Genomic DNA, 16,208 nt, shown 5'->3' with positions numbered 1-16,208 from the left:
TGCACCGTAAGGAGAAACCCGTGACCGAGCGCGTCGTACTCGCCTACTCGGGCGGCCTGGACACTTCTGTCTGCATCGGCTGGATCGCCGAGGAGACGGGCGCCGAGGTCATCGCCGTTGCCGTGGACGTCGGCCAGGGCGGCGAGGACCTGGACGTCATCCGCAAGCGTGCGCTCGACTGCGGTGCGGTCGAGGCCGAGGTCGCGGACGCCAAGAACGAGTTCGCCGACGAGTACTGCCTCCCGGCGATCAAGGCCAACGCCCTGTACATGGACCGCTACCCGCTGGTCTCGGCGCTCTCCCGGCCGACCATCGTCAAGCACCTGGTGGCCGCCGCCAAGAAGCACGGCGCCACGACCGTCGCCCACGGCTGCACCGGCAAGGGCAACGACCAGGTCCGTTTCGAGGCGGGTATCTCCTCCCTCGCCCCCGACCTGAAGTGCATCGCCCCGGTCCGTGACTACGCGATGACCCGGGACAAGGCGATCGCGTTCTGCGAGGAGAAGAACCTCCCGATCGCGACCACCAAGAAGTCGCCGTACTCGATCGACCAGAACGTCTTCGGGCGGGCCGTGGAGACCGGCTTCCTGGAGGACATCTGGAACGCGCCGATCGAGGACGTCTACGAGTACACCGAGAACCCGGCCACCCAGCGGGAGGCCGACGAGGTCATCATCTCCTTCAAGGAGGGTGTCCCGGTCGCCATCGACGGCAAGCCCGTCACCGTCCTGCAGGCCATCCAGCAGCTCAACGAGCGGGCCGGCGGCCAGGGCATCGGCCGGATCGACATGGTCGAGGACCGGCTGGTCGGCATCAAGTCCCGTGAGGTGTACGAGGCGCCCGGCGCCATCGCGCTGATCACCGCGCACCAGGAGCTGGAGAACGTCACCGTCGAGCGCGAACTGGCCCGCTACAAGCGGCAGGTCGAGCAGCGCTGGGGCGAGCTGGTCTACGACGGCCTGTGGTTCTCGCCGCTCAAGCGGGCCCTGGACGGCTTCATCAACGAGGCCAACCAGGCCGTGTCCGGCGACATCCGGATGACGCTGCACGGTGGCCGCGCGGTCGTCACCGGCCGGAAGTCCGACCAGTCGCTGTACGACTTCAACCTCGCGACGTACGACACCGGCGACACCTTCGACCAGTCGCTCTCGAAGGGCTTCATCGAGCTCTTCGGCATGTCGAGCAAGATTGCGGCCAAGCGCGACCTGGCCTGAGCCCGTCTCGTTGGATTCGTAAGGCTGCCGCCTCCCTGCCCTCGCGGCGGGGAGGCGGTGGCACATCTACAGCAGCCATGAGGAGCAGCAGTGAGCAGCAACAGCGGTGACGTCCGGCTCTGGGGCGGCCGGTTCGCCGACGGGCCGGCAGAGGCGCTGGCCCAGCTGTCGGCGTCGGTCCACTTCGACTGGCGGCTGGCCCCGTACGACATCGCGGGCTCCCGTGCGCACGCCCGGGTGCTCCACAAGGCGGGCCTGCTCACCGAGGACGAGCTGACCCGGATGCTCGCCGGCCTCGACCAGCTCGCCGCGGATGTCGCCGACGGCTCGTTCACCGGCACCATCGCCGACGAGGACGTGCACACCGCCCTGGAGCGCGGGCTGCTGGAGCGGCTCGGTGCGGACCTCGGCGGCAAGCTGCGGGCCGGCCGGTCCCGTAACGACCAGGTCGCCACGCTCTTCCGGATGTACCTGCGCGACCACGCCCGGATCATCGGCGGGCTGATCGCCGACCTCCAGGAGGCGCTGGTGGGCCTCGCCGAGACCCACCCGGACGTCGCGATGCCGGGCCGCACCCACCTCCAGCACGCCCAGCCGGTGCTCTTCGCCCACCATGTGCTGGCGCATGTGCAGTCGCTGTCCCGGGACGCGGAGCGGCTGCGGCAGTGGGACGAGCGCACCGCGGTCTCCCCGTACGGCTCGGGCGCGCTGGCCGGTTCCTCGCTCGGTCTCGACCCCGAGGCGGTCGCCGCGGACCTCGGCTTCGAGCACGGCTCGGCCGGCAACTCCATCGACGGCACGGCCTCCCGTGACTTCGTCGCCGAATTCGCCTTCATCACGGCGATGATCGGGGTGAACCTCTCCCGGATCGCGGAGGAGGTCATCATCTGGAACACGAAGGAGTTCTCCTTCGTCACGCTCCACGACGCCTTCTCGACCGGCTCGTCGATCATGCCGCAGAAGAAGAACCCGGACATCGCCGAGCTGGCGCGGGGCAAGTCGGGGCGCCTCATCGGCAATCTGACCGGGCTGCTGGCCACGCTCAAGGCGCTGCCGCTCGCGTACAACCGTGACCTCCAGGAGGACAAGGAGCCGGTCTTCGACTCCTGCGACCAACTGGAGGTGCTGCTCCCGGCGTTCACCGGGATGATGGCCACCCTGACCGTCAACCGTGAGCGCATGGAGGAGCTGGCCCCGGCCGGGTTCTCGCTGGCCACCGATATCGCGGAGTGGCTGGTCAAGCAGGGCGTGCCGTTCCGGGTGGCGCACGAGGTCGCGGGCGAGTGCGTCAAGGAGTGCGAGGCGCACGGCATCGAGCTGGACCAGCTCACCGACGAGCAGTTCGCGAAGATCTCGCCGCATCTGACCCCTGAGGTCCGCGGCGTGCTCAACGTCCCCGGCGCGCTCGCCTCGCGCAGCGGCCGTGGCGGCACCGCGCCCTCGGCGGTGGCGGTCCAGCTCGCCGAGGTGCGGGCCGATCTGGTCACGCAGCAGGAGTGGGCGACGGCGAAGCAGGCCACCGAGCTGGCCTAGCGGGCAGAGCTGTACGACGGCGGCCCGCCCCCGGGAGAGACCGGGGGCGGGCCGCCGTCGTGTGCGTGGGGGACACGTGGGAGACCCCGATGAGACATTGATGTCTCATTCGGCTAGTGTGTGTCTCATGGCCGTGGACCGTGAACGCGTACTCAAGGAAGCCGCCGCATTGCTCACGCGGCGGGCCTCGACACCGATGGACGAGATCGCCCGCGCCGCGGGCATCAGCCGGGCGACCCTGCACCGGCACTTCGCCGGGCGGGACGCCCTGATCAGGGCGCTGGAGGAGCACGGGATCGCACAGTTCGTGCAGGCGATGGACGCGGCCCGGCTGGACGAGGGCGACGCCGTCGAGGCGCTGCGCCGGCTGATCGCCGAAGCCGAACCGGTCGCCGGCGTACTGGCCTTCCTCTTCACCGAGAACCAGCTCTTCGAGGACGGTGAGATCAACGCCGGCTGGGCGGAGCTCGACGACCGCCTCGCCGCCCTCTTCCGACGCGGCCAGGAAGAGGGCGACTTCCGGATCGATCTGAGCGCCGCCTGGCTCACCGAGGCCTTCTACGGGCTGATCGGCGCCGGCGCCTGGGCCGTGTACGAAGGGCGGGTCGCCCGTAACGACCTCAACCACTCGATCGCCGAGCTGCTGCTCGGCGGCATCCGACGGAGCATGGAGAAATGACCGAGACCATAGCGTCAGGACCGGCAGGCTCGGCCCATGTGGACGACCAGCCCCGACCGGGCCGCTGGCTCGCACTCGCCGTCCTCGTCCTGGCCGTCCTGCTGGTCGGCGTCGACGCCACGGTCCTCGGCCTCGCCACTCCCTTCCTCAGCGAAGACCTTCAGCCGTCCGGCACCCAGCTGCTGTGGATCGGTGACATCTACTCCTTCGTCATCGCCGGACTGCTGGTCTCCATGGGCAGCCTCGGCGACCGCATCGGCCGCAAGAAGCTGCTGCTGCTCGGCTCCGTCGGCTTCGGCGCGATGTCGGTGCTCGCCGCGTACGCCACCACGCCCGAGATGATGATCCTGGCCCGTGCGCTGCAGGGCGTGGCCGGTGCGACGCTGATGCCGTCCACGCTGGCGCTGATCCGCAACCTCTTCCACGACCCCAAGGAACGCAGTCTGGCCGTCGGCATCTGGGGCGCCATGGCCTCGGCCGGAATGGCCGTGGGGCCGGTCCTCGGCGGCTTTCTGCTGGGGCACTTCTGGTGGGGCTCGGTCTTCCTGATCAACCTGCCGGTGATGTTGCTGCTGGTGGCCGTCGGCGCCAAGGTCATCCCGGAGTCGCGCAACCCGGACCCCGGCCCCTGGGACATCCCCAGTGTCCTGCTGGCCCTGGTGGGCATCGTCTGTGTCGTCTACGCCATCAAGGAAGCGGCGGTGCACGGCTACCGCTGGGACATCGCGCTGGCGGCCGTCGTCGGCGTGCTCACCCTGACCGTGTTCGTCCGCAGGCAGCTCACCCTCCCCTCGCCGCTGCTGAACATGAAGCTCTTTCACCACCGGGGCTTCTCCGGGGCCGTACTGGCCGATCTGCTGACCATCCTCGGGCTGTCCGGGCTGGTCTTCTTCCTCTCCCAGTTCCTCCAGATGGTGCAGCTGCGCTCACCGCTCAACGCCGGGCTCGTCGAACTCCCGGCGGCGGTCGGCGCGGTGGGTGCCGGTCTGGCCGCCGGCTGGGTCGCCCGGCGGCTGTCCGTACGGATCGTGGTGGCCGGCGGCCTCGCCGTGGTCGGCCTCTCGCTGGTCGGCTGCACCACCCTGCACGGCGACACCGGCACCGCCGCGCTGTGCGTCATCCTCTTCGTCGTCGGCGTCGGCGCCGGGTTCTCGTTCACCGTCACCGCCGATGTGATCCTCTCCAGCGTGCCCAAGGAGGAGGCGGGCGCCGCCTCCGCGGTCTCCGAGACGGCCTACGAACTGGGCGCCGCGCTCGGTATCGCCCTGCTCGGCTCCATCGTGACCGGCATCTACCGGGGCTTCGAGGCACCGCCGGGGATTCCCGGACCCGCCACGGACGCCGCCCGCGAATCGCTCGGCGGCGCCTTCGAGACGGCCGGCCAACTCCCGGCCGACCAGGGCGCGGCGCTGGTGAAGGCCGCTCAGGACTCCTTCGTCGCGGGCGTGGACGTCGCGGCCGGGGTGGGTGCGGTGGTCCTGCTGTCCGCCGCGGTGGCCGCATGGTTCCTGCTCCGCGGCCAGGAGCTGGCGAGCAGCCCGGAACCGGCCGGGCCCCCGGCGCTCTCCACGGCCGGAGCGGAGCCGGGGCGCGATTCCGGTCCGGCGGCCGGCGGCCCGGCGTCACGCCCGTAACGCCTACGGCCGATCCGCCGGACGGCGGGCACCCACCGCGCCTCAGGCGTGTCCTGTGGATCACGGCACCCCGCAACCGCCATGATCCACGGGACACGCCCCGGGGGCGACTGTCCCCCGCCCGTTCACGCCCGGTACGCATCGTGGTGACCGGCCGTCCCGAGCGGCTTGCTTGACTCTCCCGTCGTCCCCTCACGGACGGCCCGCTCAGGAGAGTGACGCAGTGCGCGACATCGGACGACGCTCCTTCTTCACCGCCGCGGGGGCCCTGGCCACCGCGAGCGCCATCGGCAGCAACGCCTACGCCACCGGCCACGCCCGCGACGCGGCCACCGCCGACGAATACGTCGACGTCCAGCTCCTCAACATCACCGACCTGCACGGCTATCTGCAGGGCGCCCCCGGTGCCCACTCGATCATCACCGGGGCCGGCGGGAAGACCTACACCGTCGGCGGCGTCGCCTATATGGCCGCCCACCTGGAGCGATTGCGCAACGGCCGCCGCAACTCCCTCTTCTTCGCCCCCGGCGACCTCTTCTCCGGATGGGAGTTCGACGCCGCCACCTTCGCCGACGAGCCCACCATCGAGGCACTCAACGCCATGGGCCTGGACTTCGCCTCGGCCGGCAACCACGAGTTCGACAAGTCGGCGCGCTTCCTCACCTCGCACATGGAGGACGGCGTCAGCTTCCCGGTCGTCGGCCGCGACGACGCCTTCGAGGACTCCACCGGCCGCCGCTTCCGTGGCGCGGAGTTCCCCTACTACAGCGCCAACCTGGTGTGGAACGCGAGCGGCGAGCCCGTGCTGCCGCCGTACAACATCGAGTACGTGGACGCCGGCGGCGGCCGCCGGCTGCCGGTCGGCTTCATCCATCTGACCGCCATCGGCACCGAGTCCTTCCCCGGCTCCTACCAGCCGGGACTGCGCACCCTCGACGAGCTGGAGACCGCCAACCGCTGCGCGGCGGAGCTCAAGTCCCGCGGCGTCCGGGCGATCGTGCTCAGCATGCACGACGGCGCGGTGGCCGGCAGCGACTTCTCCAGCGGCAGCAACCCCTCCGGGCCCGCCTACGAACTGGCGCTGCGCGTCTCCCCGGACATCGACGCCATCGTCACCGGCCACTGGCACTGCGCCTTCACGATGATGCTGCCCGACCCCGACGGCGTCCCCCGGCCGTTCGTCGAGGCCGGCTGCTACGGCCAGATCATCAATGAGATCAATCTGCGCCTCGACCCCGGCACCGGCGCGGTGATCCGGGAGCTGACCACCGCCACCAACCATCCCAACACCCGGGACGTGACACCGGACCCGGAGCTCAAGTCGATCACCGGCTACTGGGCGGACTACGGCAGCCGGCGCGCCCGCAGCCGCCTCGGCACCCAGACCGCCTCCTTCACCCGGCGGCGCAACGCGGTGGGGGAGAGCACCATGGGCAACCTCGTCGCCGACTGGGCCCTGTGGGCGGGCAGCCAGCCGCTCGGCCCGATGGACGATCCCGCCGCCCACCCCAACACCCCCGCGGACCTCGCCGTCATCGCGGTCGCGCCACGCGTCGGGCAGGCCGTGATCGCCGGCGATCTGATCCGTGACGAGGAGACGGACGGCACCGTCACCTTCGCGCAGGCCTGGAACTCCGTCGGCTTCGGCGACCCGATCATGACCGTCACCGTCACCGGCCGGCAGATCCACGACGCCCTGGAGGAGCAGTGGGCACCGACCGCCGGCGGCGGACTCGGCTTCTCACCGCTGGCCGTCTCCGCCAACGTCCGCTACACCTTCGACGCCGCGGGACCGGTCGGCCGGCGGATCGAGCCCGCCGAGGTGTTCATCGACGGCACCGCCCTCGACCTCACCCGCCGCTACCGCCTCGCCGCCCCCTCCTACACCCTCATCAACCAGGACGGCTTCAGCGCCTTCACCGGATTCACCGCACCGGTCCGGCACACCCGTGACTTCGAGAGCTTTGTCTCCTTCATCCGCGCCAAGAAGCAGCTGAAGCCCGCCCCGTTGAACCGGGTGGCGGTCAAGAACGCGGAGGTGCCCGGCGCCCGCACCGGCACCGTCACCCAGCGCCAGCAGCTGCTCCAGGCCGACGGCAGTGTGGTGCCGCGCCCCGAGGCGGCGCTGCGTACGGCACTGACCGGCGGCGCCGAGGGCCAGCGCGCCCCCGGCGGCTTCCGGGTGCCCTGCTGACCCGCCCGCACGGGAGCGCCCACGCAACGGGCCCCATCCGCGGAACGGATGGGGCCCGGCGCACAGCGGGACGGGTCAGGCGGCCCTGGCCTTGGTGGCGTAGATGTCGACGTACTCCTGGCCGGACAGCTCCATGACGTCGCTCATGACCTCGTCGGTGACGGCCCGCAGCACATAGCGGTCGCGGTCCATACCGTCGTAGCGGGAGAAGTCCAGCGGCTCACCGAAGCGCACCGTCACCGGCGCGATGTGCGGACGGCCCTTGCCGCCGGGCTGCACCTTGTCGGTGCCGATCATCGCGAACGGGACGACGGGCGCGCCGGTCATCAGCGTGAGCCGGGCGATGCCCGTACGGCCGCGGTAGAGGCGGCCGTCGGGGGAGCGGGTGCCCTCGGGGTAGATGCCGAAGACGCTGCCCTCCTCCAGGATGCGGCGGCCGGTCATCAGCGCCGCGACACCGCCGTGTCCGCCGTCCCGGTCGACCGGGATCATGCCGGCGCTGGTGAAGAACCAGGCCATCGCCCGGCCCTTGAGGCCCTTGCCGGTGACGTACTCGTCCTTGCCGATGAAGTACACCGGGCGCTTGACCACCAGGCTCAGGAACAGCGAGTCGATGAAGGTGACGTGGTTGCCGGCCAGGATCACCGGCCCGGTCGCCGGAATGCGCTCCATGCCCTCGACCTTCGGGCGGTACAGGACACGCATGACGAATCCGAGAATCGCCTTCAGCACAATGCGGGACAACGGGCCCTCCGGGTCGTGACTGGTCAACGTCAAGCGGGCGCAGAACTCTGCAGCCAAGGACCATACTCGCGGGTTACTCCCGCGCGCACATCGGGTTCACGAGGTCGATACGCACAGTTGACGTGTGTTACCACCATCTTCCCCCCGATGTTGTCGTCCGTCTCCCCGGCATGACCCGTCCGTGCCTACGATCAGCCGGGTTCCGTGGGCCGGTGTGCAACACGCCTCACCGCACGCCGGAAAACACCCGGAAGCACCCGGAAGACCAGCGAATGCCTCAGACAAGGAGTGTGCGCATGCACAAGCGGCAGCAGCCGGGACGGCGGACGGTACTGGGGGCCGCGGCCCTCGGTGCGGGAGCGGCGGTATTCGGCGGAGCCGGCCAGGCGAGCGCGGCCGGACGGGCCGGGGTGCCCCAGGAGCTGCCGGTACCGCTGATCGTCGGCCACCGCGGCGCCAGCGGCTACCGCCCCGAGCACACCTTCGGCTCCTACCAACTCGCCCTCGACATGGGCGCGGACGTCATCGAGCAGGACCTCGTCCCCACCAAGGACGGGCATCTGGTCTGCCGCCACGAGAACGACATCACCGCCACCACCGATGTCTCCGCACACCCCGAGTTCGCGGACCGCAAGACCACCAAGACCGTGGACGGGGCGAAGCTGACCGGCTGGTTCACCGAGGACTTCACGCTCGCCGAACTCAAGACGCTGCGCGCCAAGGAGCGCATACCGGGCACCCGGCAGCACAACACCGTCTACGACGGGGTCTGGGAGGTGCCGACCTTCGAGGAGGTGCTGCGCTGGGCCGAGCGCGAGGGCCGCAAGCGGGGCCGCCGCGTCTGGCTGCACATCGAGACCAAGCACCCCACCTACTTCCGCAAGCTGGGCCTCGGTCTGGAGGAGCGGGTGGCCAAGGCGCTGCGTGCCCACGGCCGGCACCGCAGGAACTCCCCGAACTTCCTGCAGTCCTTCGAGCCCAGCAGCATCCAGCGCCTGGGCAAGCTCGTCGACTGCCCCAAGGTCGTGCTGCTCTCCACGCTCGACTCCCGGCCCTGGGACTTCGTCGAGGTGGGCGACCCGCGCACGGTCGCCGACCTGGTCACGCCCGAGGGCCTGAAGTGGCTGGCCGGCTTCGCCCAGGGCATCGGCCCGGACCTGACCGTGATCATCCCGCGGGACAAGGACGGCAAGCTCGGCGAGCCCACGTCCGTCGTCAAGGACGCCCACGCCGCCGGACTGGTCCTCCATCCGTATACGGTCCGCAACGAGAACACCTTCCTGCCGGCCGATTACCGTCGCGGCACCGACCCGGACGCCTACGGCGACGCCCTCGGTGTGTTCAAGGCGTACCTCGGCACCGGGATCGACGGTCTGTTCTCCGACAATCCCGACACCGCGCTGCTGGCCGCCGCGGAGTTCCGCAAGCGCTGACGCCGGTCCCCCGGACCGCGCGCGGCGGAGCCCCGCCGCCCGGACCGGTGCCACCTCCCCTGCATTCTCATCTGAGTTGGGAATGTCACAGGAGAGCTCGGTGCCGGTCCGTTCCGCTTGCCCCAATTGCCTGCGCAGAATGCTCGCGGCGCGATTGCCGCTGCCCCATACCGGGGATTCCGGAAGGAGCAGTGTCAGCCACGTCATGGCGGCGACAAGCACCCCATGTCGCCGTCCGTCAGGGCAGATCGTTCCGGGCGCACCCCTCTCACCCTCAGCGCGCCCGGACCAGCGAACCGAATAGGGGAGGCATACGCGCATGGGCACGAGCGTGACCATCTCTGCGGCGACCGACCAGGACGCCGAGCAGATCCTCAAACTGCAGTACCTCTGCTACCAGCAGGAAGCCGCGCTGTACGACGACTACGGCATCGAGCCGCTCACCCAGACGCTGCAGGCGCTGCGCGCCGAACTCGGCGAGGGCTGCGTCGTGGTGGCCCGGCTCGGCGAGGAGGTGGTCGGATCCGTGCGCGGCACGGTCGACGAGGACGGCACCGGCCGGATAGCCAAGCTCATCGTGCACCCGCGGATGCAGCGGCACGGCCTGGGCGGACGGCTGCTCGACGCCGTCGAGGGACGGCTGGCGGCCGAGCGGTCGGCCACCCGCTACCGCCTGTTCACCGGCCACCGCAGCGAGGTCAATCTGCGGCTCTACCGCAGTCGCGGCTATGTGCCCGTGGGCACCGAGCAGCTCACGCCCCGGCTGAACGTGGTCACGCTGGAGAAGGAAGTGCACCGGCCGGCCGGTGCTGAGGAGCTCGTCGCACAGGCGTAGCGCCGGGGCGCACCCGTCCCCCGGGCGGGGCGGGTGCGCCGGGCCGTCCTTGTCAGGGCAGGTGGTCAGAGCAGATAGAGGAAGACCCCGGGTGCCGTGTCGCTGCCGCCCGTGGTGGTGAGCGCGATGGTCACCGTGCCCGGGGCCTGGGCGGGCGCGACGGCCGCGACCCTGGTGTCGGACAGGACGGCGAACGTGGCCGGCACGGCGCCGAAGGTCACACCGGTGGTCGTCGACAGCCCGGTGCCCGTGATGTCGACCAGCGTGCCGCCCGCGGGCAGACCGGTCACCGGGCTGAAGCCGGTGACGGTCGGCGCCGCCACGAAGCCGAAGGCCCCGGCCGCCGTGGCGCTGCCGCCCAGTGCGACGACGGCCAGGGCCACCTCACCGGCCGCGTGGGCCGGGCTGACGGCGGTGAGCTCACTGTCGGACAGCACCGTCGGCGTCACGGCCGTGCCCCCGAACAGCACGGAGGTGGCGGTGGCCAGCCCGCGTCCGGTGACGGTGACCGTGGCGCCACCCGCCACGGGCCCGGACGACGGCGAGACGTCGAGGACCACGGGCGGCAGGACGTAGTAGAAGGGCACCGGGTTGCTGGTGCCCGCCGGTGTGGTCACCGTGGCATCGACCACGCCGGCTCCCGAGGGGGCGACCACCGACACCGAGGTGGGCGAACTGGCCGTGATGGTGGCCGGTTTGGTGCCGAAGCGCACCACGGTGGCGCCGGTGAGACCGGTGCCGGTGAGGGTCGCCGCGAAGCCGCCGCCGGTGGAACCCTGGTTCGGACTGATCGGCATGTTCCCGCTCCGTTTCCGCTCCGGCGAACCCGTGGCCGCCTGCCGGACTCCAGTGAGACAGGGCGTCCGGCCGAGGAGCGAGGGGCGGTCGCGTTCTTCACCCGGATGGCGCAGCGCGCTCGCGGGACCGCCTCAGGCCGACTGCTGCTCCGTACGCGCCCGGCGCAGCCACAGCAGCCCGGTGACGGGCAGGATGACGGGGATGAAGAGGTAGCCCATGCCGTAGTCCGACCAGACCGTGGCGTCCGGGAACGCGGACGGGTCGAGCAGTGTCCAGGTGCCGATGCCGAACACCCCGAGCAGCTCCAGCGCGCAGCAGACGAGCGCGGCGCGGCGGGCCCCTTCGCCGCCGCGCACCAGCGAGACGGTGATGAAGCCGTAGACGACCGCGGAGACCGCCGAGAGGCTGTACGCCAGCGGGGCCCGGTCGAACTGCGCGAGGAGCTGGTAGAGCGAGCGGGACGCGGCCGCGACGGTGAAGATCCCGTAGAGCGCGACCAGCAGCCGGCCGGGGCCGGTGCCCAGGGACCGCTTCGCCGGCGCACCGGCCGTGCCGCCGTCCGCCGCGGTGGTCGCCGTGGTCTCAGGCACTGCCGCCTCCCCAGATGTCGAACAGCCGCACTTCCAGAACGGCCAGCACCACGGCACCCGCCGCGACGGTCGCCGAACCCCAGCGGGTGCGCTCCGAGAGCGACATGAAGCCGGTCGCCGGCACACAGGCGGCCGCCCCGAGCAGATACGAAACGAAGAGCGCGGTGCCCTTGTCCGGCGACACTCCGCGCGCCAACTGCACGACGGCGATGACCAGTTGGACGATGCCGAGCAGGGACACCAGGCCCATGCCGATGAAGTGCCAGTCCTTGGTGGGCTGGTCGCGGAAGGCCGCGAAGCCGCACCAGGCGGCGAGGGCGAGAGCGGTCACCGCGACCGCGATCGTCAGCGCGTCGATCACCGGGGCCTCCGGGCGGTGCGGCGGCGCGCGGTGGGATTGTGGGGCATAAGGGGATGCTAATCGGCGGCGGGAGGGCGGCCGCGTCCGGCCCCACCGTGGTCCGTACGCTCAGGACATATGAAGATCACCGCTGACGCCCTCCTCTTCGACAACGACGGCACCCTCCTGTCCTCCCTGGAGTCCGTGAACCGCTGCTGGTCCCGGTGGGCCTCGGAGTACGGCCTGACCGCGGAGGACTTCGCCCGGATCGCGCTGCACGGCCGGCCGGCGGCGGAGATCGTCGCGGATCTGCTGCCCGCGGACGTCGTGCCGGAGGCGCTGGCCCGTATCGAGCACCTGGAGGTCGAGGACGCCGGGGGAACGGTGGCGCTGCCCGGCACCCTGGCCCTGCTGGCGAGCCTGCCCGCCGAGCAGTGGGCCGTGGTGACCTCGGCCGGCCGCCGGCTGGCCGAGGCCCGGCTCGCACACGCCGGGATCACGGCGAAGAACCTGGTCAGCGCCGACGACATCAGCCGGGGCAAGCCCGACCCGGAGCCGTTCCTGCTGGCCGCCGCGCGGCTGGGGGTGGACCCGGCCCGCTGTGTGGTCTTCGAGGACGCCCCGGTCGGACTGGCGGCGGGCCGCGCCGCCGGGATGACGACCGTGGCGTTGACCACAACGCACCGGGCCGAGGAGCTGTCGGCGGACGTCGTGGTCCCCGACCTCTCGGCGATATCCGCGCAGGCCACGGACGGTTCGGTGGAGATCACCGTCGCCGGGTAGCACGCTGTCCACGGATCGGGCAGGCATGTCCGCCATGCGGACTGGCTTGATCCGCCCGCACTGCTGTCTGGTTTACTGCCGCACATGACCACGACGAGCTACCGCACCCCTGCGACCGAGGCGTATCAGACGCCCGGTGCTCGTTGCATGTGTCGAATGTGTGACCGCTGAGGGCCCCCGCCTGAGCCTCGCGCCCCGAAGCGAGACCTGCCATGCGCCGTACGTCGACCTCCCGACGCCCTCGGCCGCCCCGCGTCACCGGAACCCGGAGCCGGGCCCCGCGCCCGCCGCCGCCCTGTTCCCCTCTGCCGCACTCGCAAGCAATGCCCCGTGCCCGGCGGGTGAGCCGCCGAGCACTCGACAGTGACGGAATTTCCCTAGTGATCACCACAACGGGCCTGACCAAGGTCTACCGTTCAGGAGACCGCGAAGTCACCGCCCTGGACGGCGTCGATCTGCACGTCCGCGAGGGCGAGGTGTACGGCGTCATCGGCCAGAGCGGCGCCGGCAAGTCCACCCTCATCCGCTGCCTGAACCTCCTGGAGCGCCCCACCTCCGGCACGGTCACCGTCGCCGGCCAGGAACTGACCTCCATCGCCGGACGCGGCAAGCGCGCCAGCGCCCAGCTCCGGGCCGCGCGCAGCCACATCGGCATGGTCTTCCAGCACTTCAACCTGCTGTCCTCGCGCACCGTCCAGGACAACGTCGAGCTGCCGCTGGAGATCCTCAAGGTCGACCGCCGCGAGCGCTCCCGCAAGGCCCTGGAACTGCTGGACCTGGTCGGCCTCGCCGACAAGGCCAAGGCCTACCCCGCCCAGCTCTCCGGCGGCCAGAAGCAGCGCGTCGGCATCGCCCGCGCGCTGGCCGGCGACCCCAAGGTGCTGCTCTCCGACGAGGCCACCAGCGCCCTGGACCCGGAGACCACCCGCTCCATCCTCCAGCTGCTGCGCGACCTCAACCGCAAGCTGGGCCTGACCATCGTGCTCATCACGCACGAGATGGACGTCGTCAAGACGATCTGCGACTCGGCCGCGCTGATGAAGAACGGCCGGGTCGTCGAGCAGGGCACCGTCGCCGAACTCCTCGCCACCCCCGGCTCCGAGCTGGCCCGCGAGCTGTTCCCGGTCGGCGGCGAGCCCTCGGCCGACGACCGCACCGTCGTCGACATCACCTTCCACGGCTCGGCCGCCACCCGCCCGGTGATCTCCGAGCTGTCGCGCACCTACAACGTCGACATCTCGATCCTCGGCGCCGCCATGGACACCGTCGGCGGCAAGCAGATCGGCCGGATGCGCATCGAGCTCCCCGGCCGCTTCGAGGAGAACGTCGTGCCCATCGGCTTCCTGCGTGAGCAGGGGCTGCAGGTCGATGTCGCCGATGTCGCGGACGCCGACGTCGCGGCCGCGGCCGGAACCGCCCCCGGCCCGGCGACCCCGGAGCCCGCCGCCACGCTGCAGAAGGAAGGTGCCAAGTGAGCTGGAACGAGATGCAGCCGCTGCTCTACGACAACACGCTCGACACCCTCTTCATGGTGTGGTGGTCGACGTTCTACGCGGTGCTCATCGGCATCCCGGTCGGTGTGCTGCTGCATCTGACCGAGCGCGGCGCCATCCTGCAGAACGTCGTGGTGAACAAGGTCCTCGGCGCGATCACGAACATCGGGCGGTCCTTCCCGTTCCTGATCCTGATCGTCGTGCTGATCCCCTTCACCCGGCTCCTCGTCGGCGTCTCGATCGGCCCGACCGGCGCGGTGGTCCCGCTCGCCATCGCCGCCATCCCCTTCTTCGCCCGGCTGGTGGAGGCCGCCCTGCGCGAGGTCGACCACGGCCTGGTCGAGGCCGCCCACGCCATGGGCGGCGGCACCTGGACCATCGTCTTCAAGGTGCTGCTCCCGCAGGCGCTGCCGGCACTGATCGCGGGGGTCACCACCCTCGTCATCCAGCTGATCGGCTACTCCGCGATCGCCGGAGCGGTCGGCGGCGGCGGGCTGGGCAACCTCGCCTACACCTACGGCTACCAGCAGTACGAGACCTCGCTGATGATCGCCACCGTGGTGGAGCTGATCATCCTCGTCACCCTCGTCCAGGTGCTCGGCGACCTCCTCGTCCGCCGGCTCGCCGGCCGGGGCACCCGTACCTCCTCCCTGCGCGTCGGCCTGCGCCGCACCCGCACCGAGGAACCGGCCGTCGTCACCGAGGCCGCCTGACCGCTCCACCCCCGCAACACCCCCGAGCCCGGACCCTTTGCCGGGCGGACATCGCGCGCAACGTCGCGTGGGAACAAGAAAGAGGCACTCTTCGTGCGCAACACCCTCAAGATCTCCGTCGCCATAGCCGCCGCCTCCGCCGTCGCCCTCGGCGCGAGCGCCTGCAGCGCCCCCTCCGACACCACCGCGAGCGACAAGGGCGACAAGAACGCCCCCCTCGTCGTCGCCGCGAGCCCCACCCCGCACGGCACCATCCTCGACTTCGTCAAGAACGAGCTGGCGGAGAAGGAGGGCCTCAAGCTGGTCGTCAAGCCGTTCAACGACTACAAGATCCCCAACAAGGTCACCGACGACGGCCAGGTCGACGCCAACTTCTTCCAGCACAAGCCGTTCCTCGACACCTTCAACAAGGAGAACGGCACGCACATCGTGCCCGTCCAGAACGTGCTCATCGAGCCGCTCGGCGTCTACTCCAAGAAGATCGACAAGCTCTCGGAGCTCAAGTCCGGCAGCACCGTCTCGGTCCCGAACGACCCCTCCAACGAGGGCCGGGCGCTCAAGCTGCTCGCCGACAACGGCGTGATCACCCTCAAGCCCGGTGTCGGCTCCGACGCCAAGCTGACCGACGTCAAGGACGACAAGGGCATCAAGATCACCGAGCTGGAGGCCGCGCAGACCGCGCCGCGCATCGACGACGTCGACGCCGCGATCATCAACGGCAACTTCGCCATCGGTGCCCACCTCAAGCCCTCCAAGGACGCGCTGGCCCTGGAGAAGGCGAAGGACAACCCCTACGCCAACTTCCTCGCCGTCAAGAAGGGCAACGAGAGCGACCCGCGGATCAAGAAGCTGGCCAAGCTCCTGAACTCCCCCGAGGTCAAGAAGTTCATCGAGGACAAGTACAAGGACGGCTCGGTCATCCCGGCCTTCGGCCCGGCCAAGAGCTGACACCAGGCGGCTATGTCCTGATTTCCCCGCCGCCCACCCCCCTTCGGGGGGTGGGCGGGTACAGGACGCGCAGCCGCCCGTGCGCAGGTCACCGGAAGGTGGCCGTCCGCACGGACGTCCCGCAGGCCCCGGACCCGCGCCACGCGCGGCCGGGGCCCACGCGCGTGCACACCCGTACGCCCATGCTGCATGCTGGTGCACTCAAGACGGTCAAGACGGCCCGTGACCTCGCGGTCTCACAGCCCGCGACGGTCCGGACACCACAGTCAACGGCGCG

General features: G+C 70.8%; 15 protein-coding genes. 11 read left to right on the top strand and 4 right to left on the bottom strand.

What is annotated here, in order from left to right; all coding sequences use genetic code 11:
• Positions 1–20 precede the first annotated feature (20 nt).
• From NUT86_RS08425 to NUT86_RS08405, 5 genes are all read left to right on the top strand, one after another.
• Positions 21–1,214, top strand: a complete 1,194-nt coding sequence (locus NUT86_RS08425; RefSeq protein WP_018087687.1) for an argininosuccinate synthase — start codon at positions 21–23, stop codon at positions 1,212–1,214.
• A 90-nt stretch (positions 1,215–1,304) separates the two neighbouring features.
• The gene (argH, locus tag NUT86_RS08420; RefSeq protein ID WP_109888566.1) at positions 1,305–2,747 is read left to right on the top strand and encodes an argininosuccinate lyase; all 1,443 of its coding nucleotides are present in this window, start codon (positions 1,305–1,307) and stop codon (positions 2,745–2,747) included.
• A 127-nt stretch (positions 2,748–2,874) separates the two neighbouring features.
• Positions 2,875–3,426, top strand: coding sequence for a TetR/AcrR family transcriptional regulator (locus NUT86_RS08415; RefSeq protein WP_018087685.1), 552 nt, complete (start codon positions 2,875–2,877; stop codon positions 3,424–3,426).
• Complete coding sequence (locus NUT86_RS08410) at positions 3,423–5,060, top strand: MFS transporter (protein WP_093647706.1); 1,638 nt, start codon at positions 3,423–3,425, stop codon at positions 5,058–5,060. The genes NUT86_RS08415 and NUT86_RS08410 overlap by 4 nt, the downstream gene beginning before the upstream one ends.
• Positions 5,061–5,283: 223 nt before the next feature.
• Complete coding sequence (locus tag NUT86_RS08405; RefSeq protein ID WP_159489796.1) at positions 5,284–7,254, top strand: bifunctional metallophosphatase/5'-nucleotidase; 1,971 nt, start codon at positions 5,284–5,286, stop codon at positions 7,252–7,254.
• Positions 7,255–7,329: 75 nt separating this feature from the next.
• Here NUT86_RS08405 and NUT86_RS08400 read toward each other — a convergent pair whose 3' ends face one another.
• Positions 7,330–7,998: a lysophospholipid acyltransferase family protein gene (locus NUT86_RS08400; protein WP_018087682.1), complete on the bottom strand. Its 669-nt coding sequence runs from the start codon at positions 7,996–7,998 to the stop codon at positions 7,330–7,332.
• Between the two features lie 296 nt (positions 7,999–8,294).
• Here NUT86_RS08400 and NUT86_RS08395 point away from each other — a divergent pair, with 296 nt between their 5' ends.
• Together NUT86_RS08395 and NUT86_RS08390 are read left to right on the top strand one after the other, a co-directional pair.
• On the top strand, positions 8,295–9,431 hold the full coding sequence (locus NUT86_RS08395) for a glycerophosphodiester phosphodiesterase (protein ID WP_274734498.1): 1,137 nt from the start codon (positions 8,295–8,297) through the stop codon (positions 9,429–9,431).
• 319 nt (positions 9,432–9,750) lie between these two features.
• Positions 9,751–10,266, top strand: a complete 516-nt coding sequence (locus tag NUT86_RS08390) for a GNAT family N-acetyltransferase (RefSeq protein ID WP_266448124.1) — start codon at positions 9,751–9,753, stop codon at positions 10,264–10,266.
• A gap of 65 nt (positions 10,267–10,331) precedes the next feature.
• Here the strand turns inward: NUT86_RS08390 and NUT86_RS08385 are convergent, their stop codons facing one another.
• The 3 genes from NUT86_RS08385 to NUT86_RS08375 all read right to left on the bottom strand — a co-directional run bounded on the left by NUT86_RS08385 (position 10,332) and on the right by NUT86_RS08375 (position 12,015).
• The gene (locus NUT86_RS08385; protein WP_159489789.1) at positions 10,332–11,063 is read right to left on the bottom strand and encodes an IPT/TIG domain-containing protein; all 732 of its coding nucleotides are present in this window, start codon (positions 11,061–11,063) and stop codon (positions 10,332–10,334) included.
• 132 nt (positions 11,064–11,195) lie between these two features.
• Positions 11,196–11,654 (bottom strand): hypothetical protein, encoded by a 459-nt coding sequence (locus NUT86_RS08380; protein WP_018087678.1) that lies wholly within the window; start codon positions 11,652–11,654, stop codon positions 11,196–11,198.
• Entirely contained in the window at positions 11,647–12,015 is a 369-nt protein-coding gene (locus NUT86_RS08375; protein WP_018087677.1) for a hypothetical protein, read from the bottom strand. Before NUT86_RS08375 ends, NUT86_RS08380 begins: the two co-directional genes overlap by 8 nt.
• A gap of 117 nt (positions 12,016–12,132) precedes the next feature.
• Here NUT86_RS08375 and NUT86_RS08370 point away from each other — a divergent pair, with 117 nt between their 5' ends.
• The 4 genes from NUT86_RS08370 to NUT86_RS08355 all read left to right on the top strand — a co-directional run bounded on the left by NUT86_RS08370 (position 12,133) and on the right by NUT86_RS08355 (position 15,931).
• On the top strand, positions 12,133–12,777 hold the full coding sequence (locus NUT86_RS08370) for an HAD family hydrolase (RefSeq protein ID WP_148588261.1): 645 nt from the start codon (positions 12,133–12,135) through the stop codon (positions 12,775–12,777).
• Positions 12,778–13,157: 380 nt separating this feature from the next.
• Positions 13,158–14,252, top strand: coding sequence for a methionine ABC transporter ATP-binding protein (locus NUT86_RS08365; RefSeq protein ID WP_274734493.1), 1,095 nt, complete (start codon positions 13,158–13,160; stop codon positions 14,250–14,252).
• Positions 14,249–14,983, top strand: coding sequence for a methionine ABC transporter permease (locus NUT86_RS08360; RefSeq protein WP_018087674.1), 735 nt, complete (start codon positions 14,249–14,251; stop codon positions 14,981–14,983). Before NUT86_RS08365 ends, NUT86_RS08360 begins: the two co-directional genes overlap by 4 nt.
• A 93-nt stretch (positions 14,984–15,076) precedes the next feature.
• Positions 15,077–15,931 (top strand): MetQ/NlpA family ABC transporter substrate-binding protein, encoded by an 855-nt coding sequence (locus tag NUT86_RS08355; protein WP_018087673.1) that lies wholly within the window; start codon positions 15,077–15,079, stop codon positions 15,929–15,931.
• Positions 15,932–16,208: the final 277 nt, after the last annotated feature.

It is taken from the genome of Streptomyces sp. G7(2002) (assembly GCF_028870195.1).
Lineage (GTDB): Bacteria > Actinomycetota > Actinomycetes > Streptomycetales > Streptomycetaceae > Streptomyces > Streptomyces nigrescens.
Note: the sequence above shows the minus strand (reverse complement) of the source record. Positions and strands in the feature narration are given on the sequence as shown.

Bases quoted from the DNA above. Each gene is read 5' to 3' on its own strand.
- NUT86_RS08415 (WP_018087685.1), top strand. From the start codon at position 2,875: ATGGCCGTGGACCGTGAACGCGTACTCAAGGAAGCCGCCGCATTGCTC.
- NUT86_RS08410 (WP_093647706.1), top strand. From the start codon at position 3,423: ATGACCGAGACCATAGCGTCAGGACCGGCAGGCTCGGCCCATGTGGAC.
- NUT86_RS08395 (WP_274734498.1), top strand. From the start codon at position 8,295: ATGCACAAGCGGCAGCAGCCGGGACGGCGGACGGTACTGGGGGCCGCG.
- NUT86_RS08390 (WP_266448124.1), top strand. From the start codon at position 9,751: ATGGGCACGAGCGTGACCATCTCTGCGGCGACCGACCAGGACGCCGAG.
- NUT86_RS08385 (WP_159489789.1), bottom strand. From the start codon at position 11,063: ATGCCGATCAGTCCGAACCAGGGTTCCACCGGCGGCGGCTTCGCGGCG.
- NUT86_RS08370 (WP_148588261.1), top strand. From the start codon at position 12,133: ATGAAGATCACCGCTGACGCCCTCCTCTTCGACAACGACGGCACCCTC.